The 25,034-nt window shown below is 63.7% G+C and carries 23 protein-coding genes; 12 read left to right on the top strand and 11 right to left on the bottom strand.

The annotated features are described in order from the left end of the window. Nucleotides 1–42 precede the first annotated feature (42 nt). The 3 genes from D2E23_RS01580 (at nucleotide 43) to D2E23_RS01570 (ending at nucleotide 1,822) form a co-directional block, all read left to right on the top strand. Nucleotides 43–657, top strand: coding sequence for a 4-hydroxybenzoate polyprenyltransferase (locus D2E23_RS01580; protein WP_126029238.1), 615 nt, complete (start codon nucleotides 43–45; stop codon nucleotides 655–657). A 175-nt stretch (nucleotides 658–832) separates the two neighbouring features. Then, a complete protein-coding gene (locus D2E23_RS01575; protein ID WP_126029237.1) occupies nucleotides 833–1,243 on the top strand; it encodes an FKBP-type peptidyl-prolyl cis-trans isomerase in 411 nt (136 codons plus the stop codon). A 93-nt stretch (nucleotides 1,244–1,336) separates the two neighbouring features. Beyond that, the gene (locus D2E23_RS01570; protein ID WP_093961467.1) at nucleotides 1,337–1,822 is read left to right on the top strand and encodes a GreA/GreB family elongation factor; all 486 of its coding nucleotides are present in this window, start codon (nucleotides 1,337–1,339) and stop codon (nucleotides 1,820–1,822) included. Between the two features lie 89 nt (nucleotides 1,823–1,911). Here the strand turns inward: D2E23_RS01570 and trhA are convergent, their stop codons facing one another. After that, on the bottom strand, nucleotides 1,912–2,778 hold the full coding sequence (gene trhA, locus D2E23_RS01565) for a PAQR family membrane homeostasis protein TrhA (RefSeq protein ID WP_126029369.1): 867 nt from the start codon (nucleotides 2,776–2,778) through the stop codon (nucleotides 1,912–1,914). 200 nt (nucleotides 2,779–2,978) lie between these two features. On the opposite strand from trhA, the gene D2E23_RS01560 reads away from it, so the two are divergent. Continuing rightward, nucleotides 2,979–4,460: a sensor histidine kinase gene (locus D2E23_RS01560; RefSeq protein ID WP_126029236.1), complete on the top strand. Its 1,482-nt coding sequence runs from the start codon at nucleotides 2,979–2,981 to the stop codon at nucleotides 4,458–4,460. A gap of 126 nt (nucleotides 4,461–4,586) precedes the next feature. On the opposite strand, the gene D2E23_RS01555 is transcribed toward D2E23_RS01560, so the two are convergent. From D2E23_RS01555 to D2E23_RS01545, 3 genes are all read right to left on the bottom strand, one after another. After that, on the bottom strand, nucleotides 4,587–4,865 hold the full coding sequence (locus tag D2E23_RS01555; protein ID WP_093961469.1) for a WhiB family transcriptional regulator: 279 nt from the start codon (nucleotides 4,863–4,865) through the stop codon (nucleotides 4,587–4,589). Between the two features lie 99 nt (nucleotides 4,866–4,964). Next, nucleotides 4,965–6,785, bottom strand: a complete 1,821-nt coding sequence (locus D2E23_RS01550) for an FtsK/SpoIIIE domain-containing protein (RefSeq protein WP_164520620.1) — start codon at nucleotides 6,783–6,785, stop codon at nucleotides 4,965–4,967. Between the two features lie 176 nt (nucleotides 6,786–6,961). Next, nucleotides 6,962–7,912: an LCP family protein gene (locus D2E23_RS01545; RefSeq protein ID WP_241227164.1), complete on the bottom strand. Its 951-nt coding sequence runs from the start codon at nucleotides 7,910–7,912 to the stop codon at nucleotides 6,962–6,964. Between the two features lie 205 nt (nucleotides 7,913–8,117). Here D2E23_RS01545 and D2E23_RS11765 point away from each other — a divergent pair, with 205 nt between their 5' ends. Then, nucleotides 8,118–8,288: a hypothetical protein gene (locus D2E23_RS11765; RefSeq protein WP_240541515.1), complete on the top strand. Its 171-nt coding sequence runs from the start codon at nucleotides 8,118–8,120 to the stop codon at nucleotides 8,286–8,288. Between the two features lie 147 nt (nucleotides 8,289–8,435). Here the strand turns inward: D2E23_RS11765 and D2E23_RS01540 are convergent, their stop codons facing one another. Next, nucleotides 8,436–9,818 carry an LCP family protein gene (locus tag D2E23_RS01540; RefSeq protein WP_126029233.1) on the bottom strand — a complete coding sequence of 461 codons (1,383 nt, stop codon included), beginning with the start codon at nucleotides 9,816–9,818 and terminating at the stop codon, nucleotides 8,436–8,438. 399 nt (nucleotides 9,819–10,217) lie between these two features. Here D2E23_RS01540 and D2E23_RS01535 point away from each other — a divergent pair, with 399 nt between their 5' ends. The 3 genes from D2E23_RS01535 to D2E23_RS01525 are packed head-to-tail and all read left to right on the top strand — an operon-like array spanning nucleotide 10,218 to nucleotide 15,292. Further along, nucleotides 10,218–10,559, top strand: a complete 342-nt coding sequence (locus D2E23_RS01535) for a WhiB family transcriptional regulator (protein ID WP_240541516.1) — start codon at nucleotides 10,218–10,220, stop codon at nucleotides 10,557–10,559. A gap of 42 nt (nucleotides 10,560–10,601) precedes the next feature. Then, nucleotides 10,602–13,748 (top strand): glycosyltransferase family 2 protein, encoded by a 3,147-nt coding sequence (locus D2E23_RS01530; protein ID WP_126029232.1) that lies wholly within the window; start codon nucleotides 10,602–10,604, stop codon nucleotides 13,746–13,748. After that, a complete protein-coding gene (locus D2E23_RS01525; RefSeq protein WP_126029231.1) occupies nucleotides 13,745–15,292 on the top strand; it encodes a DUF5719 family protein in 1,548 nt (515 codons plus the stop codon). Before D2E23_RS01530 ends, D2E23_RS01525 begins: the two co-directional genes overlap by 4 nt. A gap of 58 nt (nucleotides 15,293–15,350) precedes the next feature. Here the strand turns inward: D2E23_RS01525 and D2E23_RS01520 are convergent, their stop codons facing one another. Continuing rightward, the gene (locus D2E23_RS01520) at nucleotides 15,351–15,821 is read right to left on the bottom strand and encodes a metallopeptidase family protein (protein WP_093961475.1); all 471 of its coding nucleotides are present in this window, start codon (nucleotides 15,819–15,821) and stop codon (nucleotides 15,351–15,353) included. 189 nt (nucleotides 15,822–16,010) lie between these two features. Between D2E23_RS01520 and D2E23_RS01515 the strand changes: the two genes are divergently transcribed. Continuing rightward, nucleotides 16,011–16,835 (top strand): HAD-IIB family hydrolase, encoded by an 825-nt coding sequence (locus tag D2E23_RS01515; protein WP_126029230.1) that lies wholly within the window; start codon nucleotides 16,011–16,013, stop codon nucleotides 16,833–16,835. A 43-nt stretch (nucleotides 16,836–16,878) separates the two neighbouring features. After that, a complete protein-coding gene (locus D2E23_RS01510; RefSeq protein ID WP_126029229.1) occupies nucleotides 16,879–17,658 on the top strand; it encodes a ComF family protein in 780 nt (259 codons plus the stop codon). On the opposite strand, the gene D2E23_RS01505 is transcribed toward D2E23_RS01510, so the two are convergent. The 3 genes from D2E23_RS01505 to glgB form a co-directional block, all read right to left on the bottom strand. Next, nucleotides 17,637–18,647, bottom strand: coding sequence for a sensor histidine kinase (locus tag D2E23_RS01505; RefSeq protein WP_240541543.1), 1,011 nt, complete (start codon nucleotides 18,645–18,647; stop codon nucleotides 17,637–17,639). The genes D2E23_RS01510 and D2E23_RS01505 overlap by 22 nt on opposite strands. Nucleotides 18,648–18,744: 97 nt before the next feature. After that, entirely contained in the window at nucleotides 18,745–19,464 is a 720-nt protein-coding gene (locus tag D2E23_RS01500; RefSeq protein ID WP_126029227.1) for a response regulator transcription factor, read from the bottom strand. Nucleotides 19,465–19,597: 133 nt separating this feature from the next. After that, entirely contained in the window at nucleotides 19,598–21,847 is a 2,250-nt protein-coding gene (gene glgB, locus D2E23_RS01495; RefSeq protein ID WP_126029226.1) for a 1,4-alpha-glucan branching protein GlgB, read from the bottom strand. A gap of 230 nt (nucleotides 21,848–22,077) precedes the next feature. Here glgB and D2E23_RS01490 point away from each other — a divergent pair, with 230 nt between their 5' ends. Together D2E23_RS01490 and ispF are read left to right on the top strand one after the other, a co-directional pair. After that, nucleotides 22,078–22,698 (top strand): CarD family transcriptional regulator, encoded by a 621-nt coding sequence (locus D2E23_RS01490; protein WP_093961481.1) that lies wholly within the window; start codon nucleotides 22,078–22,080, stop codon nucleotides 22,696–22,698. After that, nucleotides 22,698–23,204, top strand: coding sequence for a 2-C-methyl-D-erythritol 2,4-cyclodiphosphate synthase (ispF, locus tag D2E23_RS01485; RefSeq protein WP_126029225.1), 507 nt, complete (start codon nucleotides 22,698–22,700; stop codon nucleotides 23,202–23,204). The genes D2E23_RS01490 and ispF overlap by 1 nt, the downstream gene beginning before the upstream one ends. Before the next feature lie 19 nt (nucleotides 23,205–23,223). Here the strand turns inward: ispF and D2E23_RS01480 are convergent, their stop codons facing one another. Both D2E23_RS01480 and D2E23_RS01475 read right to left on the bottom strand, forming a co-directional pair. Beyond that, complete coding sequence (locus D2E23_RS01480; protein WP_126029224.1) at nucleotides 23,224–24,054, bottom strand: metal ABC transporter permease; 831 nt, start codon at nucleotides 24,052–24,054, stop codon at nucleotides 23,224–23,226. Beyond that, entirely contained in the window at nucleotides 24,051–24,965 is a 915-nt protein-coding gene (locus D2E23_RS01475) for an ABC transporter ATP-binding protein (RefSeq protein ID WP_126029223.1), read from the bottom strand. The genes D2E23_RS01480 and D2E23_RS01475 overlap by 4 nt, the downstream gene beginning before the upstream one ends. Nucleotides 24,966–25,034 lie beyond the last annotated feature (69 nt).

Here is a 25,034-nt window from a genome sequence, read left to right as displayed (position 1 = left end):
TTCGTAACGTGGTTTTTCGAAACGCGTGGCACTATGATGCGCATGACTCGACAGAATGGAACCACATCACAGACCGCGCGGGCTGCCGCGCACATGTCGAAGGCGCATTCGCATGCCGCCGCGGAGCCGAAGGCCCTGCCGCTCATGCTCACCCAGGCCATCATCGCGGCCGGGGTGATGTGCGTATGCGAGATCATCTGCGCGCCGATGATCATCTCCATGGCGTCCGGGGCGTTCGCGCTCATCCCGTGGATCGCCGTGGCATGTATGCTCGCCGTACTGTTCGTGCTCGTCCTCGGATTCGCGTTCCTCTGGATGGCCGACAATCTCTCCCATAACTTCCCGGAGCGCCGAGCACCCATCTGCTATGCGGTGATCGGCGGACTGTCGTTCGGCATCTGGGGCGGTCTGCTCTATCCCACGTTCATCAACTCCGTACTCGAACCGGTCGGCATCGATCCCATCTCCCGCGGAAACCTGTGGGCCATCGTGTTCAACTGCGTGATCATCGGACTGGTGTCGTACCTGTGCGCCGCGCTGTTCGGCAGGCGTCTGGCGCAACGACGGGCCGCCGCGATCACGATCGGCGTCGTGCTGCTTGTGGTCACGGTTCTGGGGGTCTTCTACCTGTGGCGGTTCTACGCCATGCTGTACTGACCGTGCTCGTCGACGGCGGAGCGTCCGTCGCATCCGTCATGTCGTCCGTCATGCGACCGCCTGATGATGCAGCGGGTTGCAACTGTCTCCGACTGCGTATACGTTTAACGGTTATATGCCACGCTTGTCCGCATGCCGGTCGGGCGTGCCCACATATTCGTGTAAGGAGTGACAGATGAGCGATTCGACCATGCCCAAGGTGAACACCGAGTTCGGTGCCAAGCCGGAGATCGAGTTCCCGACCGAAACCGCGCCCAAGGGCCTCAAGAGCGTTGAGATCATCGAGGGCGACGGCCCGGTGGTCCGCAAGGGCGATACCGTGACCGTGAACTATCACGGTGTGGTGTGGGGCAAGCAGGCCCCGTTCGACTCCAGCTTCGAACGTCATTCGCCGGCCAGCTTCGGCATCGGCGTCGGTCAGGTCATCAAGGGTTGGGACCAGACCGTTCCGGGTCACAACGTCGGCTCCCGTCTGGTCGTGTCCATCCCGCCGGAGTACGGCTATGGCTCCCGTGGCGTTCCGCAGGCCGGCATCGGCGGCGGTGACACGCTGGTGTTTGTGATCGACATCATCTCCACTCGCTGACGTGCATCGCACCGTCCGCACGGGTTCGTACGGGGACGGTCGATGGATGAGAACGGCGATTACCAACAACATGTGATCCAGGAGGTTTCACATATGGCAGACGATAAGGTCCTGCTGCTGACGCAGGAGGCATACGACAAGCTCCAGGAGGAGCTGCAGTACCGCGAGGGCAAGCTGCACGACGAGATTATCGCCAAGGTGGCCGCGGCCCGCGCCGAAGGCGATCTGAGCGAGAACGGCGGCTATCAGGCCGCCCGCGAGGCCCAGCGCAAGAACCAGGGACGTATCGAGGAGCTGACCGTCAAGCTGCGCGACGCCAAGATCCTGCAGGCCCCGCCGGAAGGCAAGGTCGGCAACGGTTCGCTGGTCACGCTCGATCTTATGGGCAATGAGATGGTGTACGTGCTTGGCGCGCATGATCTGGCCGCCGCCACCGACTACGACATCATCAGCCCCGAGTCCCCGATCGGCGCCGCCGTCATGGGCGCCAGCGTCGGCGACACGGTGAGCTACAAGGCTCCCAACGGCCGTGAGATCAAGGTGACCGTCAAGGCCGCCAAGCCGCTCGGCGACGAGTGATTTTCTCTCGCTTCCAACAAGGCTCGTTCCCCACGCGTATGGGGAACGAGCCTTGTCATATATGGCGGGCTTTGTGAACGTCGACGTGATCACTGCGCCAGCATGATGCTGACGATCACGAAATAGATGGCGACCATGTGGCAGGCGTATCCGGCCACGGTGCCGCAGTGAAAGATCTCGTGGAATCCGAAGACCTTGGGCCACGGGTCCGGCCTGCGCAGACCGTAGACGATGGCGCCGGCGATATAGCAGATGCCGCCCGCGACGATGAGCCAGACGACCACCGGCCCCGCATGGGGGGATATCCAGAACAGTCCGAGGAACGCGGCCCCGGATACGCCGAAGATGATGTACACGATGGTGTACAGCCAGCGCGGCGCGGAGATCCACACCACATGGATGAGCAGCGCGACCAGCGTGCACGACCAGATGCTGCCGAGGATCAGGTTTCTCCAGAACGGTTCGAGCGCGAACGAGACCGGCGTGTACGTGCCGGCGATGAGCAGGAAGATGTTGACGTGGTCGATGCGGCGCAGCACGTCGGTGACCTTGGGTGACCAGTCGCCCAGATGGTAGATGGCCGAATTGCCGAACAGGATCAGCGAGCAGGTCATGAATGCGGCGCACGCCCATTTGAGCTGCGCCGTGGGAGACAGGCAGATGAGCACGATGCCGGCGGCCAGCGCCAATGGCGTGGCGAAGGCGTGGATCCAGCCGCGCATCAGCGGCTTGGGGCGGCCGTGTACGTCAAGACGGATCTTGCGGATGCCGTGCGCCTTGTCCATGATGCGTTGCGCCTTGAGCTCGCCCTTGGCGATGACGCGGTCGGCCTTGGCGCGGGCGTAGGCGCGTACTTCGTCGGCCTTGGCCTGCCGCTCCTTGAGATATGCCGCGCGCACCGCCTTGCGTGTGCGTTCCAGTTGTTCCGGGTCGGGCAGATCATTCGTCGGCGCCATCCGATTGCCGGAAACCGTCTGCGTCCTGGTCGTTTCCCCCTCCGACTGCTTCGCCATGGGTCTCCTTTCGTGTTACCTACGTCACCGTAACTTACGCCACCGTAGCTTCTGTGTCAATCCCGTCATCCGATATGCGGCGGAACGGTGTCGGAGCCGTGTCGGCCCCCGTTTTCCCCCGACTACCCGCTAGCATAAGTACCATGGTTGATTTTTCACATCTTGTAGCGAATAATCCGGATTTCGACGATGCGGATCGCGAATGGCTGCATCACCTCGTGGCCGATTGGCAGGTCATCGCCGACCTGAGTTTCGCCGACCTGCTGCTGGTGCTTCCCGGTGCGAACGGCCAATACGTCGTGGCCGGACAGTGCCGTCCCTCCACCGTCATGTCGGTACGGTTCGAGGACATGGTCGGCTCGACGATCGAGGGCGAGGACGCCCGTGCGATCTCCAAGGCCATGACCGAACAGAAGATCTCTCGGCTCGACCATTACCGTGCCGTGGGCAACACCACGGTATGCGACGTCTACGCACCGGTGCGCCGAGAGGGCAAGGTGCTGGGCGTGGTGGTACGCGAGACCAACATGGCCACCCGCATGCTCAACGGTCGTTATGAATCCGAAAGCATCGCGGCGGGCAAGAACCTGTTCGAGATGATCCCTGCCGGCACCTTCCCCTATCGCGACGCCATCCTCAACCAGCGTCACAACGCCCGCGTGTCCGACGGCTTCATCGTGCTCAGCGAGGACGGCATCGTCGAATACGCCTCCCCGAACGCGATCAGCTGCTTCCGCAGGCTCGGATCCATCGGCGTCATGGAGGGCCAGTCCCTCTCCCAGATCGGCACGTCGCTGATCCACGAGAACGACATACTGCCGGAGACGCTGCCGCTGGTGCTTGCCGGCAAGGCCGCCGTCGATTCGGAGATTAACGCCAACCGCTCCACGGTGTCCCTGCGCTCCATGCCCTTCTTCGGCCCGCACGGCCGCACCGGCGCGGTGGTGCTCTGCCGCGACGTGACCGAGGTCCGCCGCCGTGAAAAGGAACTGGAAACCAAGGATGCGGCCATCGCCGAGATCCACCACCGCGTGAAGAACAATCTGCAGGCCGTGTCCGCACTGCTGCGTCTGCAGGCCCGCCGCACCAAGTCCCCCGAGGTCAAGTCCGAGCTTGAGGAGGCCATGCGCCGCGTGGAGACCATCGCCGTGGTGCACGAGGGCCTGAGCCAGACCGCCGACGAGATCGTCGACTTCGACAAGGTGATCGCGGACCTGCTGCGCATGAGTGTGGATCTCGCCACCAGCAAGGACCAGCACATTCGCATCTCGTATCTGGGCAAGTTCGGCATGATGCCCGCCCAGGACGCCACGCCGCTGTCCCTAGTGCTCACCGAGCTCGTCACTAACGCCGTCGAGCACGGCTTCCAGGGCCGTACCGAAGGCAATGTGTGGATCTCCGTGGGACGTGGCGGCAGCAGCCTCAACATCGTCGTGGAGGATGACGGCATCGGCTACACGTCGGAATCCGATCAGGGCATGGCACGTTCCAGCGGCTCGGGTCTCGGCACGCAGATCATCAACACGTTCGTGAAGAACGACTTCGGCGGTTCCGTACGTTGGGAGCCGCGTCGTGACGGCGGCACCCGCGTGGTGCTCGACATGAAACTGCGCGCCGCACAGTGACCACCGTGTGAACCGGAATACCACGGTCGGACGCATATAGAGGAAGGTCCTGATTCCGGACTCCTATGACAGGAGCTAGAATCAGGACCTTCCTTGTATATGAATACGTCCGTATGCGACAGCCGATCAGGCCTGCATCTGCAGAGCCGCGGAACGACGTGCGCGCATGGCGCGACGCTTCAGGGCGCGACGCTCGTCCTCGCTCAGGCCACCCCACACGCCGTAGTCCTGATTGGTGTCCATGGCACATTTCAGGCAGGCGTCAATGACCTTGCAGGTGCGGCAGACGGCCTTGGCCTCCTCGATCTGCTGGTAGGCGGCACCGGTGTTGCCCACGGGGAAGAACAGCTCCGGGTCCTTGTCGCGGCAAGCGGCCTTCGCGCGCCAATCGTATGCACTGCTCATAAGTGTCCTCGATCCCAAACGAAATACAAAACTCTCATGTATGAGCAAACCACGAATGGCACGATTTTTCAAGGGTTTTTACGCAACTGGGCGCAAGATTCACCAGAATGGGGCACAATCATGGCATTGCACCGGCGTGGCGGCGCCCTGCACCAGCAGAACCGCACGTCCGGGAATGCGCACATCGTCGCCGTCGAACTGGGCCAGCACCTGCGTCGGCACGCCGGCCATCATGTCGATGGCACGATCCCCGGTGGGAAACACCAGGCGGACGCCGCAATGGTCGGGGAACCGCAGATGCCTCGCCGCGTTCAGCGTGAAGATCACGACACGATGGGAGTCGGCCAGCGCCTCCTGAAAGTCGTCGTGCTCGGCGCCACGTCCCATGGGATCAAGCAGGTCATCCGCATCATCGACCAGCCATATTCGGGTTCGCGGCCGCGCGTCGGTGGGGGAGGGGTCTTCGTGTTCCGATGCATGATTCGTTGTCGGCAAAGACGTGGTGACGTACCCGTCGGGGGTCTTGACCGTGACCATGGCCTCCACGCCGTCGCGTACGGACAACAGTCGTGCGATCGCCGACAGAATCGTGGTCTTGCCGCGGGGGCCTGATCCGACGATGGCGATGTTGCCCAGATCCAATGGCAGCAGCAACGGTTCGAGTGTGACCCCGGTATCGGCAACTCCGATATACAGCGGTGCATCCGGTTCGGCGCCGGTGCCGATGGTCTCGTCCTCGGCGTCGATGCGCTGGGGCAGCGGTGGCGAGAACAATGGTGGCGGCGTCTGTTCGCCGAGGAAACGGCATGCCCATTGCCCGCCACGAGTCAGCGTCTCACTGGATACGGGAACCGCGCACCGGAACGCCTCCCGTTCTTCACCCCCGTAGGCGAATGCGACGCCAGGCGCCTGCGGACTGATCAGCGCCGCGGCCTTCGATCCGAGCAGTTCGGACGACTGCATGGGATCGCGCACCCGCAGACAGATATTGAGTCCGATATTCGCCTTCATCTCTCCGCTGACCTGGCCGAGCGGATTCTGCGTGCAGGCGATGAGGTGCATGCCGAGGGAGCGACCCAGCGCCGCCAATGCGGTCAGCTGGGTCAGATAATCAGGCAGTTGACGTTTGAGCGCATGGAATTCGTCGATGACCACGACGATGCGGGCCGGAGGATGCTTCAGCTCGTTGACGTCCGCCACATGCGCGCGGGAGACGATCATCTCCCGGCGCTTGAGTTCCAGCTCCATGGCCCGTAGGGCGCGTACCGCGTGCTTGAGATCAAGATCCGAGACGAAACCGACGGTGTGCGGTAGACGATGCAGCACACGGAACGCCGAACCTCCCTTGAAATCCAGAAACACGAAGTTCAGCATGGATGGCGGGAACCGACTGGCCAATGACAGGCACCATGATTCCAGCAGCACCGATTTGCCGGAGCCTGTGGTGCCGGCGACCAGCGCGTGCGGTCCCTGTTTCGGCATGTTGATCGTGAATACGCCGGTCGGTCCTATGCCCACGGGCACGGTGTGCAGCGAGGCGAGCAGACTCCGGTCTCCCCGGTCCTGTGCACAGCGGGAGCGCTCCCACCGTCGGGCCATAACTTTCCAGGCCGAAGGCACGTCCTTGGCCTCCATGCCAAGCAGCTCCTCAAGCTCCATGTGCATGGCGGCGCATTGTCGTGCGGCCTCGGCGTCGCGATCGTCCTGAGAGGCGCCAAACCCGCCGCCGAGTTCGTCGGACAGTGCGTTCGGCGTGTTGTCTTCCGCCTCCGATCGTGCGCGGCGGCGCATCGCGATATTGGCCAACGCCGATGCGAGGCATCCGATGAGGCCGGGGACGATCAGTCCCACGAACATCCATCGTCGTTCGATGATCATCATCACCAGCATCATGGCCTGACCGGCCACTGGTGCGATCATGGACAGCAGCAGCAATCCCGAGCCGTCGCCTCCTGCTGTGCGAGAGCCGGCCCGTGTACGTGATGTGTGTCGTATGGTAACCATGACCCGAGTCTGGGCCGAGTACGGTCATATGCGCAAGGGATAGCGAGGAATGTGCGCCAATGTGGATTCGTCCGCGATTACGCGGGCCGTGGCTACTGTCCGCCCACCGTGCCGGGATCGTGGGTGCCGGCCTCGAGCTGGTTGAACAGTTCGGTGTTCTTCGACTCGTTGAGCAGCACCGTCGAACCGATGCCGGACTTCGGATAGTAGTCGGTATTCGTGTAGTAGACGCTGCCGGTCACGCCCTTGGTTCCCGTGGCGGCCTTGAACGCCAGGGCCATGGACAGCAGATCGAACGCGCCGGTCTTCTCGTCCACGGTCAGGGAGGACAGGCCGGCCTTCATAAGTTTGCTTACCGTGGCCGGGTTGGTCAGCACCGAGGGGGAGGACGCCTTCTTCGCCACGGCCGCGATGACTTGGCGCTGTCGGGCGGCACGGCCGATGTCGCCGGTCGGATCCGAGTAGCGCATACGGGAGAACGCCAGCGCGGTGCCGCCGTCGGCCTGATGGCATCCGGCCTCCCACACCAGACCGGAGTTGGCGTCGTTCACCGTACGGTCGTAGCACAGTTCCACGCCGCCGATCGCATCGACCACCTTCTCCACGCCGCCGAATCCGATCTGCACCACATGATCGATCTTCATGCCGGTGATGCTCTCCACCTGTTCGACCAGGGCGCCGTAGCCGCTCATCGTGGCCACGGCGTTGATCTTCATGTCCTGACCGTCCACGGTCACGTAGGAGTCGCGGGGGATGGAAATCAGCGAGCTGGCTCCGCTCTTGGGGCGGGTAAGCACCAGAATCGAATCGGTTCGGGAGCCGGGCACATCCTGCTCGGTGCCCGTGCCTGCGGTGCCGTCGCGTTCGTCGGAGCCCAGAATCAGCCAGGTGGCGGCAGGGGTGTTGGCCATCGACGAGAGCATGTCCTTGTGGGTGAGCTGCCCATTGATCCAGTTGACCAGACCGATCAGCGCCACCAGTATCACGACGATCAGCGCTGCCAACACCGTCAGCACGCGATGACGGATATGATGCGGTCCCACGGCCCTGACATGTCCGCGACCGGGGCGGCGCAGCGGGGAACGATCGAATTGTCGCGTGCGTTGCGTGCCGAACGGCTGACGGTCGGCGAAGGACCGATGGTCGGCACGAGGCGAGGACCAGGAAGCTTCGGATTCCGCTCCCTGGAATGCAGCGAATTCATCATCGCGGCTGACGGAGGATCCTGCGGACGGGGAGGCCGTGTGGTTGCCCGATCCGGAGGACGAACGGGGTTCCGCACGTCGTGCCGTGCCCGCCGGAGAAAAGCTTGGCGGTACGGTCGCGTCCGTTGCCGGCGATGTCGGCGCCGCCGTATTCGCGCGCCTGGGCGTGTGTCTGCGAGGCTGGAAGGACTGGGGCTGCTCTGCGGCGGGCTGAGATGGCATGGAACGGCGACGAGGTGCCCCTGAGGGTATGAAACTCGGGGGCGTGGTCTCCGGCGTGCCGTTCATGAATCTCCTCTCGTGGCGAATGCGGTGCTCACCTGACTATGCCGCATAATGTCCGGTCTGAGACCGGAGACGGTTATTCCTTCTCAGTAACGGCACAGAACGTGCTGTTCACGTAGGCGTCGGCGATGCCGATGGCCTGACTGGTGTTGGGATCGCGGATGGTTCCGGTCTTGGGATCCACGATGCCACCCGTGTTCGGATCCACGAGCGTGCCGTCGGCCTTGGTGATCAGTCCGGTCACCGGGTCGGGCGTCGAATCGGCGCTGGCCGACGCGGAGGCGTCGGAGGAATTCGTGGAGCCGGCCGCCTGCTGGCTGTCCGACGATTCGGACGGCGTGGCCGAGGCGGTCTCCGAGGGAGACGCGCTCGACGATTCTGACGAGTCCTTCGAATCCTTGCTGTTCGAGGAGGAGTCCTTGGAATCGGAGTCGTCGGCGACGGTCAGCGGCTTGCTTTCGGCGAGCTTCTTCCACAGATCGTCGGCATCCTTGGTCCAGACCACGCGGTTGCGGTCACGCGCCCATTCGGTCACCGGCACGGTCTGCGCGTAGATCTTCGACGTATCGAGGTTCTTCAGCGCGGCGGCCAGTCCGACCAGCACGCCGACATCGGCCAGGCCGTCGCTCATCTTCAGGGACTGGATGCCGGCGGTGGCCAGCTGATACAGCTGGTTCGTCTGGGTGAACAGATTCTTGCTCGACGCCTCGCGAAGCAGCGACTTGACCAGATACTGCTGACGGGTGGTGCGCATGATGTCGGTGCCGTCGCCAACATGGCGCACGCGGGCGTACTGCGTGGCGGCCACGCCGTCGAGATGATGCATGCCCTGCGTCAGATCGATGCCGGTCGTGTCGTCCTTCATATCCTGATTCACGCAGATGTCCACGCCGCCGACGGCGTCGATCATGGAGCTCAGACCGGCGAAGTCGGCCACCACGAACTGGGAGATGTCCAGCCCGGTCAGCGAGTTGACCGCGTTGAGCGTGCAGCTGGCTGCGGATGCCACGTCGCCGCCGGTCGTATAGCCCAGCGCGAAGATTGAATTGAACTGTGCGTTATGACGTTCCGGCACCGTGCCGTTGGTCGTGTTGCAGCTGGGAACGTCCACGATCGAATCGCGGGGGATCGACACGATGTTGATGTAGCTGCGGTCGGCCGAGATCTGCACGATCATGGCCGTGTCGGACTGGTGGTCCGAAGCGGAGCCGCCGGCGCCGATGGCCGCGTTCGCCTCGCCCTCGCGGGTATCCTGACCCAGCACAAGAATATTGACGGTCTTGCCGGCGTTCGGGTCGATCACCTGATTGGACTTCACGTGCGACTGTCCCAGAACCGCCGTCTTGCTGTCGTTGATCAGGGCGAACAGGTTGCTGGCGGTGGCTCCCGTGGCCGTGGCGACAAACGCGAAGAGAGCGACCAGCGCCAGCGCGATCGTGGTGCGCAGCTTGTGGCTCACCGTGTACCCGAGCGAATGGAGCGGTCTGGCGCCCCCGTGATTCGCCAGATTGGGGGCGGTGTACCTGCCTCGGGAATTGCTTGGGCGGTGTGATGCCACGGGAACGCCTTTCTGCCGGGTATGGAAGACAACGGGGGTGCGGTCGCAAAGGCCGACGAGCCTGTACTATACAGACTCATCTTTCGACGATGGGTGTACGGCACGACCGTGAAACGGGAATTGTTTACAACACCCTTCCATTAGCCGGCGGCACATATCGACACGCCTTTACCACTCCATATGAATTTTGTCGGTAACGACACCCCTTAAACTTGACAAAAACTGAGTGACAAGTGTGTAATTTACCATGTCTTCCGTACCGGAAGGCGTTTCACGGCATATTTTTGGGAGGTTTTCGGCATGTGGGGAGTGTTCGACGATTCCCAAAAGGGCGACGATTCCGACTCTGCCACACCGGAGGCGGCCGAACGCGCACTGTTCGAACTGTGGGGATTGTTCGACACCGACGAGGACGTGTCATGGCAGCACAAGGCGTTGTGCGCCCAGACCGACCCCGAGGCGTTCTTCCCGGAAAAGGGCGGATCCACCAGGGACGCCAAACGCGTATGCTCCCAGTGCGAGGTACGCGAGCAATGCCTCAAATGGGCCATCGACCACGATGAGCGATTCGGCATCTGGGGCGGCATGAGCGAGCGCGAGCGTCGCCGGTATAAGAAAGAACATGGTAAAGAACAAGCCTGACGGATACGCCGTGTTCGCCCGGGTTGTCATACAGTGGAGAAGATGAAATCTGTTATGGATGAGGCCCAAGGCATACAGGAGACGGTCGGCTCCGTACTTTCCGGCCACAGGGCGCAGACCGGACAGGAGGTGGACTCCTCCATTGCGGCCGTGATCTGCGTGGAATCCGACACCCGATACTTGCCCGACACGCTCAACGCCGTACTGGCACAGACCACACTGCCCGGCATCATCGTCATCGCCGACTGCACCGGGGGGACGCAGACCGCGGTACGATGCGCATTCCGACTGGCCACGCCCGTCTACGGTTCCTATGATCGTGAACAGACGAGCATGGTGCACGACATCGATATTCAGATCGTCGGCGCCAACGGCGCCGCCACGTTCGGCGACGCGATACGACTCGCCATCGGCCACGCCCGGCTCACGCCGGCCATCCGCGCGCTCTGGCTGCTTCACGACGACTCCCGTCCCGCGAGCGACGACTGCCTCGACACCATGATCGAAGCCTGGCGCAACGCCCCGACGGCATCCGTGCTCGGCTGCAAGCAGCTCGCCTGGGAGGGCGATCACCTGCACGACGTCGGCTCCTACGCCACCCGCAGCCATGGCATCGTCTCCCTCGTGGTCGACGGAGAACCCGATCAGGAACAGTACGACGCCCGACAGGACGTCTACGCGGTCGACCTCGCCGGCGCACTCGTCTCCCTGCAGACCTGGACCGACCTCGGCGGCACCAGCCCCCACATGGGACCATTCGCCGAATCGGCTGACTTCTGCCGACGCGTCTGCCTCTCCGGAGGCCGCGTCCTCGTCGTACCGCGCAGCGCCATCCGCCACCGGCGCGCACGCTTCGAGGGACTGCGCACCCACAATGGGCACGCCACCGGCAATCACACCTCAATCAACCCCTACGCCATGAAGGCCGACGCCCGCGAACGCTACCGCTTCACCGACATCCGCGGCATCATGTGGCTTCCCGTCTGGCTTCTACGCTTCCTCATGGCCTTCGTGCTCGCCTTCACCCAGTTGGCCCGCAAACGCCCCTACGAGGCCCTCTGCGAACTCGGCACGCCGTGGCGCACCCTCATTTGGATGCCCAGAGGCGCAGGCGTACGACGCAAAGTGGCCAGCCAGGCCACCATAAGCCTGCGCCAGCTGTCCGTACTCGTCGCCCGACGCGACCAGATCGCCCAATGGCGAGAACGCCGCGCCGCCTTCGCCGACTCGCAGGGCACCACGCTGCTCAGCCCGCTCGCGCTCGCGCATCTGCGCGCCCAGCGCCGCCGCCGGTTCCTCTGGGTGAGCGCCATGCTGCTGCTGGCCTTCGTCGCCGGCATCCTGTCCAATCTCAGCGTCTTCACCGCGCTGACCGCCGGCACGTCCTTCCACTCCGCAACGCTCGTACCCTCGTCGGCCAGCCTCGCCCAGATCGCCGAATCGGCGACCAGCGTCTTCACCTACGCCAACGGCATGGGCACTCCGGCGCCGCCCGCGCCGTTCCTGCTGATCCTCATGGTGGCCACCACGGCCACTCTCGGACACGTCACCGCGGCGATGGCGCTCATCGTCTTCCTCGCGGCGCCATTGTCGGCACTGTCGTTCTGGGCGCTCGCCGGCATCTTCACCCGATCCAATTCGGTGCGTGTCGCCACCGGTCTGCTGTGGTGCATGTTCGGCGGCATGCTGGGACTCTACGCCCAGGGCAACCTGCCGATGCTCATGGTGATGGTCTTTCTGCCGGCCGGCATGGCATTCGTGTTCCGTGCCGTGGGCATGTACCACACCGAGGCCGTGCTCACCCCCACCGCATCCGTGCAGTCCGCCGGACTCGCGTCCCTCTGCCTGGCCGTGGTGGTGGCATGCGAACCCCAGCTGGTACTGCCGCTGGTGGCGGTCTTCCTGGCGTTCCTCGTCATGGTGCGCTCGCATCGTGTGATGCTGCTGCTCATTCCGGTCACCGGCGCCTTCCTGCTCGCGCCCACATTGCTTAACGTGGTGCTGAACCTCAATGACGGGTCCTACCGTCAGCTGTTCGCCGACATGATGGTGCCGACGACCGCGGTAAACGGATCCGTCCGATCGGCGAGCCTGCTCGGCATTCTCGGCGAGGCCATGGGTGTTTCCGAGGGAACCGCATCCCCGGTGCTGTCCATGCTGCGCAACCCCGAATCGGCCGCGGTGCTTGCCACCGTGGTGCTGATCGTCGTCGTGGCCGTGGTCGCCCTGTTCCTGCCGTTCGCGTTGCGCGCGTCCCGCATGATGTGGACCATCGTCCTGATGGGCGCGTTGACCGCGATCATTGCGGTACGCGTGGCGGTGGCTCCCGGCGTGGATGCGCCGATCGCCGGCACCGCATTGCCCGGACTCGCGTTCATGATGGTCGGCGTCTTCGCCTGCGTGTGCATCGTCGCCGGCCGCGCCGTGCGCCCGTTCTCTCCATTGCTGGTACGCGATGACGGCGACTCGGCGGCCCGCATCGAATCCCGTCATCGGGGCTTCTACGGCCGTCGCAATCTCATCATCGTGGCTCGTGCCGCACTGGTGCTGCTACTGGCCGCATGCCTGGGACTGTGGGGATCGATATGCGGCGTGCGCGTGCAGCAGGGTGCGCATCTCGCCGTGCAGGACCATGAGCTTCCGCTGATCGCGCAGGACTATCTCGCCGCCGATCCGGGGCATCGCGTTCTCGCGTTGAGCGCCGAATCGTCCACATCCGTCGACTATGCGTTCATGCGCAGCGGTCAGGGCGATTTCATCGACAATTCGCCGGTCATCAACGCGCGCGCGGTTTCGCAGCCCCAGGACAAGACGTCGCGTCAGGTGTCCAAGGCCGTGGCCAGCCTGCTGCAGAGCAACGACGACTCCGCGGTGAGCACGCTGGCGTCGTTGGGTATCGGCGGTCTTTATATTCCGTATTCCGACGATGCCGCGGGCCGTGATCTGGTGTCGAACATTCTCGCCAGCGGCGGCACGCAGTCCGTGGTGAGCAACGAGTCCGGAACCTATGTGCGCCTGACCACCACGTCCGGCGGCAACATCGGCATAGACACCGGCGCCGAATCCCGTGCGCTGGCCGATGGATGGCGTCTGGCCTGGGTCTGGTGCATGGGAATCGTCGTGGCGCTGTACTGCATCGTCGCATTCCCGCGGTTCCGTCGAATTAACGTCAATGGGGGACAGGCATGAGCAGATCATCACGTTCGACCGCGCGGCGTTCCCGCAGCATATGGGGCACCCTCGGCAAGGTGGTCGTCTCCTCGATCACCGCGATCGTTCTGTTGGCCGTGTTCGGCCTGCTCGCGGTCGTTGCGCCGGCCGGCTGGCTGGTCGACGGATCCGATGCGCAGCCGGGCTTCCACACGGTCAGCGTGGGGCAGACCACACTGCAGACCTATTGCCCGGCACGCATGCAGCTCGCCGACACCGGCACCTACGGCGACTCCGCCTACCAGATCTCGGAAGGCAACATCACCGGCAAGGCGCGGTTCGCCACGTTCGGCTCCATGTACAGCACCGTCGTCTCGTCGCTGGACGGCAACACCAAGCAGGACACCGCGGACATCGACCTGACCGATTCGACCAAGGCGTTCGTGCATGGTTCCGACATCGCGGCCGACCCGCTGCTGCTCACCGCCAAGATGCTGGAGGTCGGCAAGGGCTCCGGTTCCGCCGCGGCGAGCGCGTCATGGGCCACCGAAGGTGATCTGCGAGGTGTTTCGGCCGTGCAGTGCGCATCCGCCCAGCTACGCCAGTCCTTCCTGCTGCCGGCCACCCAGACCGGCTGGACGCAGCAGCTCGTGCTGGCCAACCCGTCGGAGAAGTCGACCACCGTGTCGCTGAACATGTGGGGCACCGGCTCCGATAAGGCCATCGCCTCGTCCACCGACAGCAAGGTGACCGTGGCCGGCAAGTCGCAGACCGTGGTGGACGTCTCCGCCGCGGCACCGTCCCAGGACGGCCTGTACCTGTCCCTGACCAGCAGCGGCGCCCCGGTGGCCGCCGTCGTGCGTGTAGTCCACGCCGAAGGGCTCACCCCGCGTGGCTCCGACTATGCCACCGCATTGCCGTCCACGGCCTCCACCGATGCCACGATCGCCGGCGTCGGCGCGGGACAGGACGTCACCGTGAATCTGTACGCCGAACAGGGGAGTGACGTAACGCTCTCCTGGATCACCGATTCAGGCACCAGCGAGGCGAAGAAGGACAATGTGTCCGCCAATACGGTCAAGACGGTGTCACTCGGTAAGGCGCCGGACGGCGTTCTGGGCGTGCGCGTGGAAAGCTCCGCCGCCGCGTATGCGTCGGCGATCTGCTCTGAATCCTCCGACAGCCAGACCGATTTCTCGCTGACGAACGGCACCGTTGCGGTGGCGTCCGGCGCGGTCGCGATACCGGACGGCGTGAACGCCACGTTGGCAATGGTGAACGACTCCGACGGCCAGACCACGGTGAAACTGACCGGATATGGCGATGACGGGACGCAAAAGGGCGAGAAGGACGTCACGATCGACGCGCATAAGGCCGTCTCGGTCAACCCCAACGACATCGCCGACGGCGTCGTCGCGGTAACCATGAACGATGACGACGCCTCAGTCGTCTGGAGCGCCATGATCAGCGTCGGCGCGGTGAACGATGCACAGCTCGCCGGACTCGGCGTGATCGGCTCGTCAAGCCTCATGCCGGCACAGGCACAGGTGCGCACCGATCAGTCGCTGTCCGTCGTGAAATAATCGAAGCAATCGGGATAATCGCGAAATAACGGACCGGCACCATCGCCGGTCCTGTCGGTCAGAATCCCCAATCCGGGTCGATGTCCTCGGGATGTCGGCCCGTCAGATCGGCCAGTCGAGCCACGATCTCGTCCCGAATCAGAAACTGCATGTCCAGACGATCTCGACTGCGCTGCTCGATCGGCTTGCGATACAGCACGATACGTGCGGGGGAACCATGCTCCGCCGGGAATCCCTGTGACAGAAACGCGCGTTTCGTCTCCCACGACACCGGGCCCGACGGGGGAACGTCCTCCACCGCGCACTCCACGTTTTTCAGCAGTTCCGGCCATGCGGCGTTGAGCCGCTTCAACTGGGCCACCACCATGCCGTCAAACGTGCCCGACTTGGTGCGGTATCGGGGCATTCGAATGCCGAACATCGCCTGACGGCTTCCCCGACCGTGACGATTACGATAGATCTTGCGCTCCCACGGCAATACGGTGCCCGTGGCACGCAGCAGCGAAGTGAACTCGGATTCCTTGGTCATGAGCCTCTACACTAGCCTGCGGTGCTGATGTCGACGTCATTTGCACGGGACCGGTCCGCGCCGACACTCCGAACCTCTGGAAGGCGTTGTGAACAATGGCGTGTGACCTGTGTTCGCAGCGCTGATTGTGCGATAATGCTGGAATGCGGATGCCTGTCGTGGGCGTTCATAGGTGTCAAAGGAGGACTGATGGGCGACGTGATGATTCACCGCTGGGACGAAGTTGATTACGATCGACTGGGCGGACTGATCGACGCCGTCGGATTCGACCTGGACACCACACTGGCCAAATCGAAGACGCCCATGACCCGTGACATGGCCGATGCCTTCGCCGAATTGACCCATCACATCCCCTGCGCCGTGGTGTCCGGCGGCAAATACCATCTGTTCACCAATCAGATCCTCGCCATGATCGGCGACAAGGCGAATCGCCGCAACCTCCACCTCATGCCGACCAGCGGCACCCGATACTACGCGTGGAACGGTTCCGCATGGCAGTGCCGCTATGCCCATGATCTCAGCCCGGAGGACCGCGACGCCGCCATCGCATCCCTGACCAGACACGCCAAGGAACAGGGGCTGTGGCTGCCCGACGACCGTATCTGGGGCGACCGGCTGGAGGATCGCGGCAGCCAGATCACGTTCTCCGCATTGGGACAGCTCGCCCCGGTGGCAGCCAAGGAGGCATGGGATCCCGACCGTGCCAAGAAGAACCGGCTCGCCGCCGCGGTGGCGGCCGACCTACCCCAGCTGACCGTCCGCTCGGGCGGCTCCACCAGCGTCGACGTGGTCGCCAAGGGCATCGACAAGGCATACGCCATGCACCAGCTGTCGACCATTCTCAACGTGCCGATCGGACGCATCGCATTCATCGGCGACCGTATGGACCCGGACGGCAACGACTATCCGACGGCGGTGGCCGGAGCCTATGCGATTCGCGTCACCTGCCCCGACGATACGCTCGAGGCGATCCGACGACTGACCGCCGTGCTGTCGCTGACAACGGCCGAATAACGTAACGGACGCCGACGAGCAGACCACGGAAGCGAGACCCGACATGCACCCACATCCCCGCCCATATGCGGCATCCATCATGGACGCCATGATCGGATTGGGACGGGAGATGCGCGACCTGCTGCTGCCCCGTGGATGCGCCGGCTGCGATCTGCCCGACGCCGTGCTCTGCGACTCCTGCACCGGCCTGTTCGGCCACGATGTGATCAGACCGGTATCCGCAACGGTGATCGCCTCCGGCCGCGTGCACGCGTGCGGCACGTACCGCGGCGAGGTCCGTCATGCCATTCTCATGTGGAAAGACCATGATGATCAGGAACTCGACGCCGAGTTCGGACACCTGATCGCCGGTTGCCTACGCCGCAGTGGCGAAATCGGAATGTTATTCACCCATCGTGGGCATCGTGGGCATGCAGCATCCGTCGCTGTGGTACCGGCACCATCCACACCGTCATCCATGCGCCGACGCGGACGGTTCCACACGATCACCCTGGCCAACGCGATAACGGAGGAACTGCAACGGCAAGGCGTGCGGGCACGATGCGTCCCGGCGCTCAGCATTACGGGCACACAGGCCAAATCCGTACAGACCGGGGGAGCGAAGGCCCGCTCCGATCGCCTCCGCAATCACATTCACGTGAACCGTGACCTGCTGCACGGCTGCCACACATCGATTCTGGTCGACGACATCATCACCACCGGCTCCACCATGCGCCAATGCGCACAGGCACTGCATGGTGCCGGCGTCCCGGTGCGTACGGGCTTTGCGCTCGCCGCCGTGCCGGCACCATCAGAGCGGGATCAGTCATCGTCGATGCTGTGATATTTCGGCAGTTCGATCTCGAAATTCGCGCCACGGGGATCCGGCACCACATTGACGGTGCCTCCATGCAGTCCCGCGGCCCAGCGGGCGATGGACAATCCCAGTCCCGTACCTCCCGAGCCAGTGCCGGGGCGTCCCGTGCCCTTGACGTAACGGCGGAAGATATCGTTGCGGGCCTCTTCGGGAATACGCGAACCATAGTTCACCACGTTCGTGACGATGGTGCCCCGCTCCTCGTTCTCATGGGTTTCGATCAGCACCTCGGTGCCGTCGGGAGAGTGCTTGAGCGCGTTCGCGATGATATTGGTGAACAGCTGGTTCAGACGGTTCGGGTCGCCTTCCATGCGCAGATGCTCCGGCACGTCGACATGAATGGTGTGTCCGTGCCCGCCGTCCGCGATCTCGAGCGGTTTGACGGTATCGTCGATGAATTCCGCGAAATCGAACGGTTCCACCTCAAGGCTGGCGGCGCCGGCCTCCACGCGGGACATGTCGAGCAGGAACGCGATCAGATCCGACAGCTTGTGTGTCTGATCGAGGATGCCCTCCAGATTGGCCGGAGTGGGCTCGACCACGCCATCGGCCATGTTCTCCACCAACGCCTGCAATGCCGATACCGGTGTGCGCAGTTCGTGGCTGACATTGGCCACCATGTCCCGGCGCATCTGGTCGGCATGCTGTAGTTCGCCGGCCATCTCATTGAATGATCGGGCGAGCTGACCGACCTCGTCGCGACTGTCGTTGGCGCTTTCCACGCGTACCGTGTAGTCGCCGGCCGCCATCGCCTCTGCCGCGTCACGCATCTGACGAAGCGGCGCGGTCAGGCCGTGGGCGAAGAAATACGTGATGCCCAGAGCCACGACCAGGGTCAGCGGCATGGCGATCCATCCACTCCACCCCCACTTGAGGAAGTGCCATGCCAATACGAAGGCGATCGCCGTGGACAACGTGATCAGTATGCTCAGCTCGGCCTTCAACGAGCTGAACATACCGATCGGGCGATCCCGCCAGCGATCCAGTTTCGCGGCGAGCCCCGTCTTCTCCTCTCCTCGCCGCGCGTTCGGCGAGGGACGGGTCGTCTTGCCCTTACTTGGCTTCCGGCGGTTCGAAGGCATAACCCACACCATGCACGGTACGGATGAGTTCCGGTCCCAGCTTGTGACGCAGGGCCTTGACATGCGAGTCTACGGTTCGGGTACCGGAGGCGTCCACCCAGTCCCACACCTCCTCGAGCAGCTTCTCGCGCGTCAGCACCGACTTGGGGCGTCGGGCAAGCGTGGCCAGCAAATCGAACTCGGTGGGGGTCAGATGCACCTCGTGGCCGTCGAGCGTTACGATGCGCTGGGCCGGGTCGATCACCAGCGTGCCGAAGTCGAGGATCTTCTCGTTCTCGGAGTTCTTGGCGATGACCTTGGCGCGTTCCACTCGGCGGAGCAGCGCCTTGCAGCGGGCGATGAGCTCACGCATGGAGAAGGGCTTGGTCATGTAGTCGTCGGCTCCGGCGCCCAGACCGATCACCTTGTCGGCCTCGTCGTCGCGGGCGGTGAGGATGAGCACGGGGACGGGGCGGCTCGCCACGATGCGCTTGGTGGCCTCGAGACCGTCCATCACCGGCAGCATGATGTCCATGATCACCAGATCGGGCTTGAGCTGGGAGGCGGCCTGCACCGCGCTGGCCCCGTCTCCGGCGACTCGGGCGTTCCAGCCTTCCGCGGTCAGTCGCTGGGCGATCGCGGTGGCCAGCGTGGGTTCGTCCTCGACGACGAGGATCGTGCGTCTGGGGGTGTGTGCATCGATAGTGTTCATTGTTGCCTTACATCACCTTGTTGTTGCCATGTTGTTGTCCACCATCATACGTAAGGCCAGGAAAAGTATCCTGGCCTTACGCTGACGGATGCCCTTCGCGTCCGTTCACGAACGGGGCGCGGGCATTACGGGATCACTCCTCGGGCTTGAGGAACAGGGCTCCCAGTGCCGGCACGGTGAGCTTCACCGAGTACGGACGGGAATGGTATTCCTCCTCCTCGGCCACGATGTCGGTGTTGGCGATGCCGGAGCCGCCATACTCCTCGGCGTCGCTGTTGAGAATCTCGACCCACTTGCCGCCCTTGGGCAGCGGCACCTGATAGTCGGACCATGCCGAGCCGGAGAAGTTGACGATCACGACGATCGGATTGCCTTCCTTGTCCAGTCGCATGAAGCTCAGGACGTTGTGGTCGGCGTCGTCGCTGGTGAGCCACTGGAAGCCGGACGGTTCGAAGTCCTGGCTCCAGAACTCGGGGCTCTTCTTGTACAGAGCGTTGAGGTCGGCGACGAACTTCTGCACTCCCTGATGGTCCGGCCAGTTGAGCGCGTCCCAATCCACGGAGGTCTTGTAGTTCCACTCGCCGTACTGCGCGATCTCGTTGCCCATGAAGGTGAGGTTCTTGCCCGGATGTGCCCACTGGTAGGCGAACAGGGCGCGAACGCCGGCGTACTTCTGCCAGTCGTCGCCCGGCATCTTGCCGAACAGCGCACCCTTGCCGTATACGACCTCGTCATGGCTGATCGGCAGCACGTAATGCTCCGAGTAGGCGTACACCATCGAGAAGGTGATCTCGCCGTGGTGCCACTTGCGGTTGATCGGCGATTCGTGCAGGTACTCGAGCGTATCGTGCATCCAACCCATGTTCCACTTGAGTCCGAAGCCCAGACCGCCTTCGGAGGTGGGGGCGGTCACGCCCGGCCATGCGGTGGACTCCTCGGCGATCATCATGGTGCCGGGGTAGCGGCCGTACGCGGTGGCGGTGGCCTCCTTGAGGAAGGCGATGGCTTCGAGGTTCTCGCGTCCGCCGTAGATGTTCGGCCTCCACTGGCCGTTCTCGCGGCTGTAGTCGAGGTAGAGCATCGAGGAGACGGCATCCACACGCAGGCCGTCGACGTGGAACTCGTCGAGCCAGTAGCAGGCGTTCGCCACCAGGAAGTCACGCACCTCGTTGCGGCCGAAGTTGAACACGTAGGTGCCCCAGTCGGGGTGCTCTCCGCGCAGCGGATCGGGATCCTCGTACAGCGGCGTGCCGTCGAAGCGGGCGAGCGCGAAGTCGTCCTTCGGGAAGTGGGCGGGAACCCAGTCCATGATCACGCCGATGCCCTCCTGGTGGAAGGCGTCGATCAGGGCCTTGAGATCGTCGGTGGTGCCCAGACGGGACTGCGGCGCATAGTAGCCGGTGACCTGATAGCCCCACGATCCGGTGAACGGGTGCTCGGCCAGGGGCATGAACTCCACGTGGGTGAAGCCCATCTTCTTGACGTAGGGGACCAGCTCGTCGGCGAGCTGACGGTAGTTCATGCCTTCCTTCCAGCTGCCGGCATGGACCTCGTAGATGCTGATGGGGCCGGCGTGCGGGTCGGTGTTGCGGCGATGCTCCATCCACTCGTCGTCCTGCCACTCATGCTTGGAGTCCACGACGATGGACGCGGTCTCCGGCGGCACCTGATGCTGGCGCTCCATGGGATCGGCCTTCTGCTTCCATTCGCCGTTGGCGTTGAAGATCTCGTACTTGTAGCGTTCGCCGGCGCCGATGCCGGGGATGAAGATCTCCCAGATGCCGGAGGAACCCAGCTCGCGCATGGCGAACTGACGGCCGCCCCAGGAGTTGAAGTCGCCCACCACGCGCACGGCGCGGGCGTTGGGGGCCCACACGGCGAACGCGGTGCCGGAGACGGTGGTGCTGGAGGAGCCGTCCGGCTCGCCCATGGCATCGTCATAGGTGTGCACGTGGGCGCCGAGCACCTCCCACAGACGCTCATGACGGCCCTCGCCGAACAGGTACATATCCATATCGCCGACGGTGGGCATGTAGCGGTAGGGGTCATCGGCCAGCGAGGAGGAGCCGTCCTCGTATTCGGTGCGCACACGGTAGTCGGGCACGGTGTAGCCGTCGTCGGTCTTGGCGGCCGGAACCACGGCCACGAATACGCCGTTCCACTCATGCCAGGCCTGCCATTCGCCGTCCTGGGTGATGATGGTCACGGTCTTGGCGAGGGGCTTGAGTACACGCACGGTGGCGAAACCTTCGCCGTCCTCCTCGTTGAGGTGCACGCCGAGCACGGTGTGCGGGTTGTAGAAAACGCCGTTGCTGACGGCATCCAAGGCGGCCTGGTCGACTTTGACAGGCTGCGGGATGCCCTTTTCATTTGAATTTGCCATACCAAAAGTGTACGTAAACCCCCGCCTAAATCTGAAAACGACGTGCCGATTGTTTGAACGTTCTTATGGCGAATCCGCTGCGGTTTCGCGTCATTCTGGGCGACACGCCGTGACGTCGAAATCTGTCCCGATCACCGTTTCCGTGGGCGTCGGATCGTGCGAATTCGTTGTCGTCCATACGATATGCGACTATGAAATGTCTTCTATAATCATTTGGAGGGGCTGTCTTTATGACTTATCAGGTTGGCGATACCGTTGTCTACCCGCGCCATGGTGCCGCGAAGATCGTTGAGATCACCGAAAGGGAGATGAACGGCGTCAAGCGCACGTATCTCAAGCTTTCCGTGCTGTCCTCCGACGGTCTTGTCATTCAGATCCCCGAGGAGAACGTTAAGAAGGTCGGCGTGAGGGATGTCGTCGACGGCAAGGCGGTCTCCAAGGTGTTCGAGATCCTGCGCACGCCGATCGTCGAGGAGAAGACCAACTGGTCCCGTCGCTACAAGCTCAACGTCGAGAAGATCGCGACCGGCGATGTGAACAAGGTCGCCGAGGTGGTCCGCGATCTCGCGCAGCGTGACGACGACGAGCACGGTCTGTCCGCCGGTGAGAAGCGCATGCTCACCAAGGCCCGCAATATCCTCACGTCCGAGATCTCGCTTAGCGAGAAGCTCAGCGAGGAGGAGACCCAGCGTCTGCTCGACGTGAATCTTGGCTACCGCGATCCCGAGCCGGGCGACGAGAAGCATCACACCAAGGCCCCCAAGGAGCCTGCCGCCGACACGCTGGCCCGTATCGAGGCGGAGGCCAAGGCCGCCAAGGGCAAGAAGAAGTCGACCCGCAAGGCCAAGTGATGACCGATCCGACCGCGGTGCGCATCGGACAGGGATTCGACGCGCACCGTTTCGCTGAATCCGGAACGCACAAGCCGCTGTGGCTGGCTTGCCTACGCTGGGTGGATGACGAACAGCGTGGCGTGGAGGGCATCGACGGCGATTCCGACGGCGACGTGGCCGCGCATGCCGTGGTCGACGCCGTGCTGTCGGCCTGCGGTATGGGGGATATCGGCTCGATGTTCGGCGTCGGCGCCGATTCGATGGGCGCCGGCATGCACGGCGACCACATGCTGCGGCTGGTACACGACCGTGTGACGTCGTCCGGCTGGCGGGTGATCAACGTTTCGGTGTCGATCGTGGGCAATGCCCCGCGCATCGGCAAACGCCGTCAGGAGGCGTGCGAGGCCATGACCCATGCCCTCGGATCGCCGGTGACGATCACCGCCACCACCACGGACGGCATGGGATTCACGGGGCGGGGCGAAGGCATCGCCGCCATCGCCACCGCACTCGTCTCCCGTTAGCGTCTCGGTTTCCCGAAGCTCAGTGCTTTCTGCCGCATACGGCCTTGGCCACCGCCCACATCAGCGTGCTCAACGTCACGATGACGAAGCTGGGCGGCGTGGGGAACATGGCGGACAGCACCAGACCGCCCCAGATGCTGATCAGACACAGTATGCATGACACCACGATGGCGGCGAACGGCGAGCGGGTGATCATCGACGCCGTGGCGGCCGGGGTCACCACCAGCGCGAAGATCAGCAGCGTTCCCACGGCGGGCACGGCCACGGTGATCACACCGGCCATAATCGCCATGAACAGCACGTTCATCAGCGAGATCGGCACGCCCTTGGCGCGGGCCACCTGCTCGTCGAGCGAGCTGAACAGCAGCGGCCGGTAGACCAGCGCCAGCAGGACGAGCAGCACCACGTCAAAGATGGCGAATCCGACGATCTGCCCATCGGTGATCGTCAGGATCGAACCGAAAAGGATCGATTGCATCTGCTGGGACGCGCTGGAGGACAGTCGCGCGAAGAACAGACCCAGACCGGTGGCGAACGCCAGCACGGTACCCGTGGCGATCTCCCGCTCCGACACCTTCTTACCCAAGGCCCCGATCACCAGCGCCCCGCCAAGGGCGAAGGCGCCCAGACCCAGCGAGACGGGCAGTCCCAGCAGCACCGCGCCGGTGGCTCCTGGCAGTCCGATATGGGCCAGCGCATGCGCGGCGAAGGTGGAGTGCCGGGTGATGGTGAAATAGCCCATGATGCCCGCGGACAGTGCGATGAGCAGACCCGCCTCGATGGCGTTCGTCATGAAGGGGGCGGTAAGCACCGACAGCCATTCGGGATCGAATGCGAATGTGACGTTCATCGGTTGTTCTCCTTCGACGGATTCGGGTGATGATGCTCGTGGAAGTGCGCGGCCTCGGCCGTGTCGTGCGTGTCCTGATCCCGCTCCTTGGGCTCCAGCGTGCGGTCGGGGGTGACGAACATGTCGCCCTGCGGCGTGGTCACCACCTCGATGCGGGTGCCGTACAGATGCGTGAGCAGATCGGAGTCGAGCACGGAGCTGATGGGGGAGTAGTGCGGATGGCCGTCGAGCAGATAGATCGCGCCCGTGAGGATCGGCAGCAGCATGTTGAGATCGTGGGCCACCACCTGAATGGTCATGCCCCATTCGCGGTTCAACCGCGCGAGCAGCTCCACCACGGCCCTCTGACTGGCCATGTCGAGGTTGGCGAGTGGTTCGTCGAGCAGCAGCAGCTTGGGGTCGCCGACCAGCGCCTGTGCGATGGCGGCGCGCTGCCGCAGTCCGCCCGACAGTTCGCTGAGCCGGTAGTCGGCCTTGTCGGCCAGGCCGACGAATTCCAGCACCTGCTGGGCGCGTGCCTTCTCCTCCTTGGTGACGAAATGAATGCCGAACCGGGTGCCGGTCAGCCCCAGAATCACCGATTGGCGTGCCGTGATGTTTGAATCCAGTCCGGCGATATACGACTGCGGAACATAGCCGATCATGCCGTTGTTCTGTCCGGCCGGCCGTCCCATGACGGTGATGGAGCCGGCGTAGAGCGGCACCAGACCGAGTTCGGCGTCGAGCAGCGTGGTCTTGCCCGCGCCGTTGGTGCCCACGATGGCGGTCACCGTGCCGGCGGGAATGGCGAGATTGCCGTGCGACCAGATGGTTCTGCCGCCACGATGCACCTCGGCGTCGCGCAGCACGACGGCGTCCGTCACGGCGACGTTGCCCGTGGCGGTGCCGGAGAGAACGGGAGTTGCTGACATGATTCATTCCTACTGATGGCTGGTTCCAATATTGCTATTGAGAATAATAATCAGTATTTGATGGATTCG

The organism is Bifidobacterium callimiconis (genome assembly GCF_003952005.1).
Lineage (GTDB): Bacteria > Actinomycetota > Actinomycetes > Actinomycetales > Bifidobacteriaceae > Galliscardovia > Galliscardovia callimiconis.
Note: the sequence above shows the minus strand (reverse complement) of the source record. Positions and strands in the feature narration are given on the sequence as shown.

Excerpts from the sequence above, each read along its gene's own strand:
- D2E23_RS01510 (WP_126029229.1), top strand. The coding sequence starts at position 16,879 with ATGCACCCACATCCCCGCCCATATGCGGCATCCATCATGGACGCCATG.
- D2E23_RS01500 (WP_126029227.1), bottom strand. The coding sequence starts at position 19,464 with ATGAACACTATCGATGCACACACCCCCAGACGCACGATCCTCGTCGTC.
- trhA (WP_126029369.1), bottom strand. The coding sequence starts at position 2,778 with ATGGCGCCGACGAATGATCTGCCCGACCCGGAACAACTGGAACGCACA.
- D2E23_RS01515 (WP_126029230.1), top strand. The coding sequence starts at position 16,011 with ATGGGCGACGTGATGATTCACCGCTGGGACGAAGTTGATTACGATCGA.
- D2E23_RS01560 (WP_126029236.1), top strand. The coding sequence starts at position 2,979 with ATGGTTGATTTTTCACATCTTGTAGCGAATAATCCGGATTTCGACGAT.
- D2E23_RS01570 (WP_093961467.1), top strand. The coding sequence starts at position 1,337 with ATGGCAGACGATAAGGTCCTGCTGCTGACGCAGGAGGCATACGACAAG.
- D2E23_RS01575 (WP_126029237.1), top strand. The coding sequence starts at position 833 with ATGAGCGATTCGACCATGCCCAAGGTGAACACCGAGTTCGGTGCCAAG.
- glgB (WP_126029226.1), bottom strand. The coding sequence starts at position 21,847 with ATGGCAAATTCAAATGAAAAGGGCATCCCGCAGCCTGTCAAAGTCGAC.
- D2E23_RS01490 (WP_093961481.1), top strand. The coding sequence starts at position 22,078 with ATGACTTATCAGGTTGGCGATACCGTTGTCTACCCGCGCCATGGTGCC.
- D2E23_RS01555 (WP_093961469.1), bottom strand. The coding sequence starts at position 4,865 with ATGAGCAGTGCATACGATTGGCGCGCGAAGGCCGCTTGCCGCGACAAG.
- D2E23_RS01475 (WP_126029223.1), bottom strand. The coding sequence starts at position 24,965 with ATGTCAGCAACTCCCGTTCTCTCCGGCACCGCCACGGGCAACGTCGCC.
- D2E23_RS01520 (WP_093961475.1), bottom strand. The coding sequence starts at position 15,821 with ATGACCAAGGAATCCGAGTTCACTTCGCTGCTGCGTGCCACGGGCACC.
- D2E23_RS01550 (WP_164520620.1), bottom strand. The coding sequence starts at position 6,785 with ATGATCGCACCAGTGGCCGGTCAGGCCATGATGCTGGTGATGATGATC.
- D2E23_RS01535 (WP_240541516.1), top strand. The coding sequence starts at position 10,218 with ATGTGGGGAGTGTTCGACGATTCCCAAAAGGGCGACGATTCCGACTCT.
- D2E23_RS01525 (WP_126029231.1), top strand. The coding sequence starts at position 13,745 with ATGAGCAGATCATCACGTTCGACCGCGCGGCGTTCCCGCAGCATATGG.
- D2E23_RS01505 (WP_240541543.1), bottom strand. The coding sequence starts at position 18,647 with ATGTTCAGCTCGTTGAAGGCCGAGCTGAGCATACTGATCACGTTGTCC.
- ispF (WP_126029225.1), top strand. The coding sequence starts at position 22,698 with ATGACCGATCCGACCGCGGTGCGCATCGGACAGGGATTCGACGCGCAC.
- D2E23_RS01580 (WP_126029238.1), top strand. The coding sequence starts at position 43 with ATGACTCGACAGAATGGAACCACATCACAGACCGCGCGGGCTGCCGCG.
- D2E23_RS01480 (WP_126029224.1), bottom strand. The coding sequence starts at position 24,054 with ATGAACGTCACATTCGCATTCGATCCCGAATGGCTGTCGGTGCTTACC.
- D2E23_RS01530 (WP_126029232.1), top strand. The coding sequence starts at position 10,602 with ATGAAATCTGTTATGGATGAGGCCCAAGGCATACAGGAGACGGTCGGC.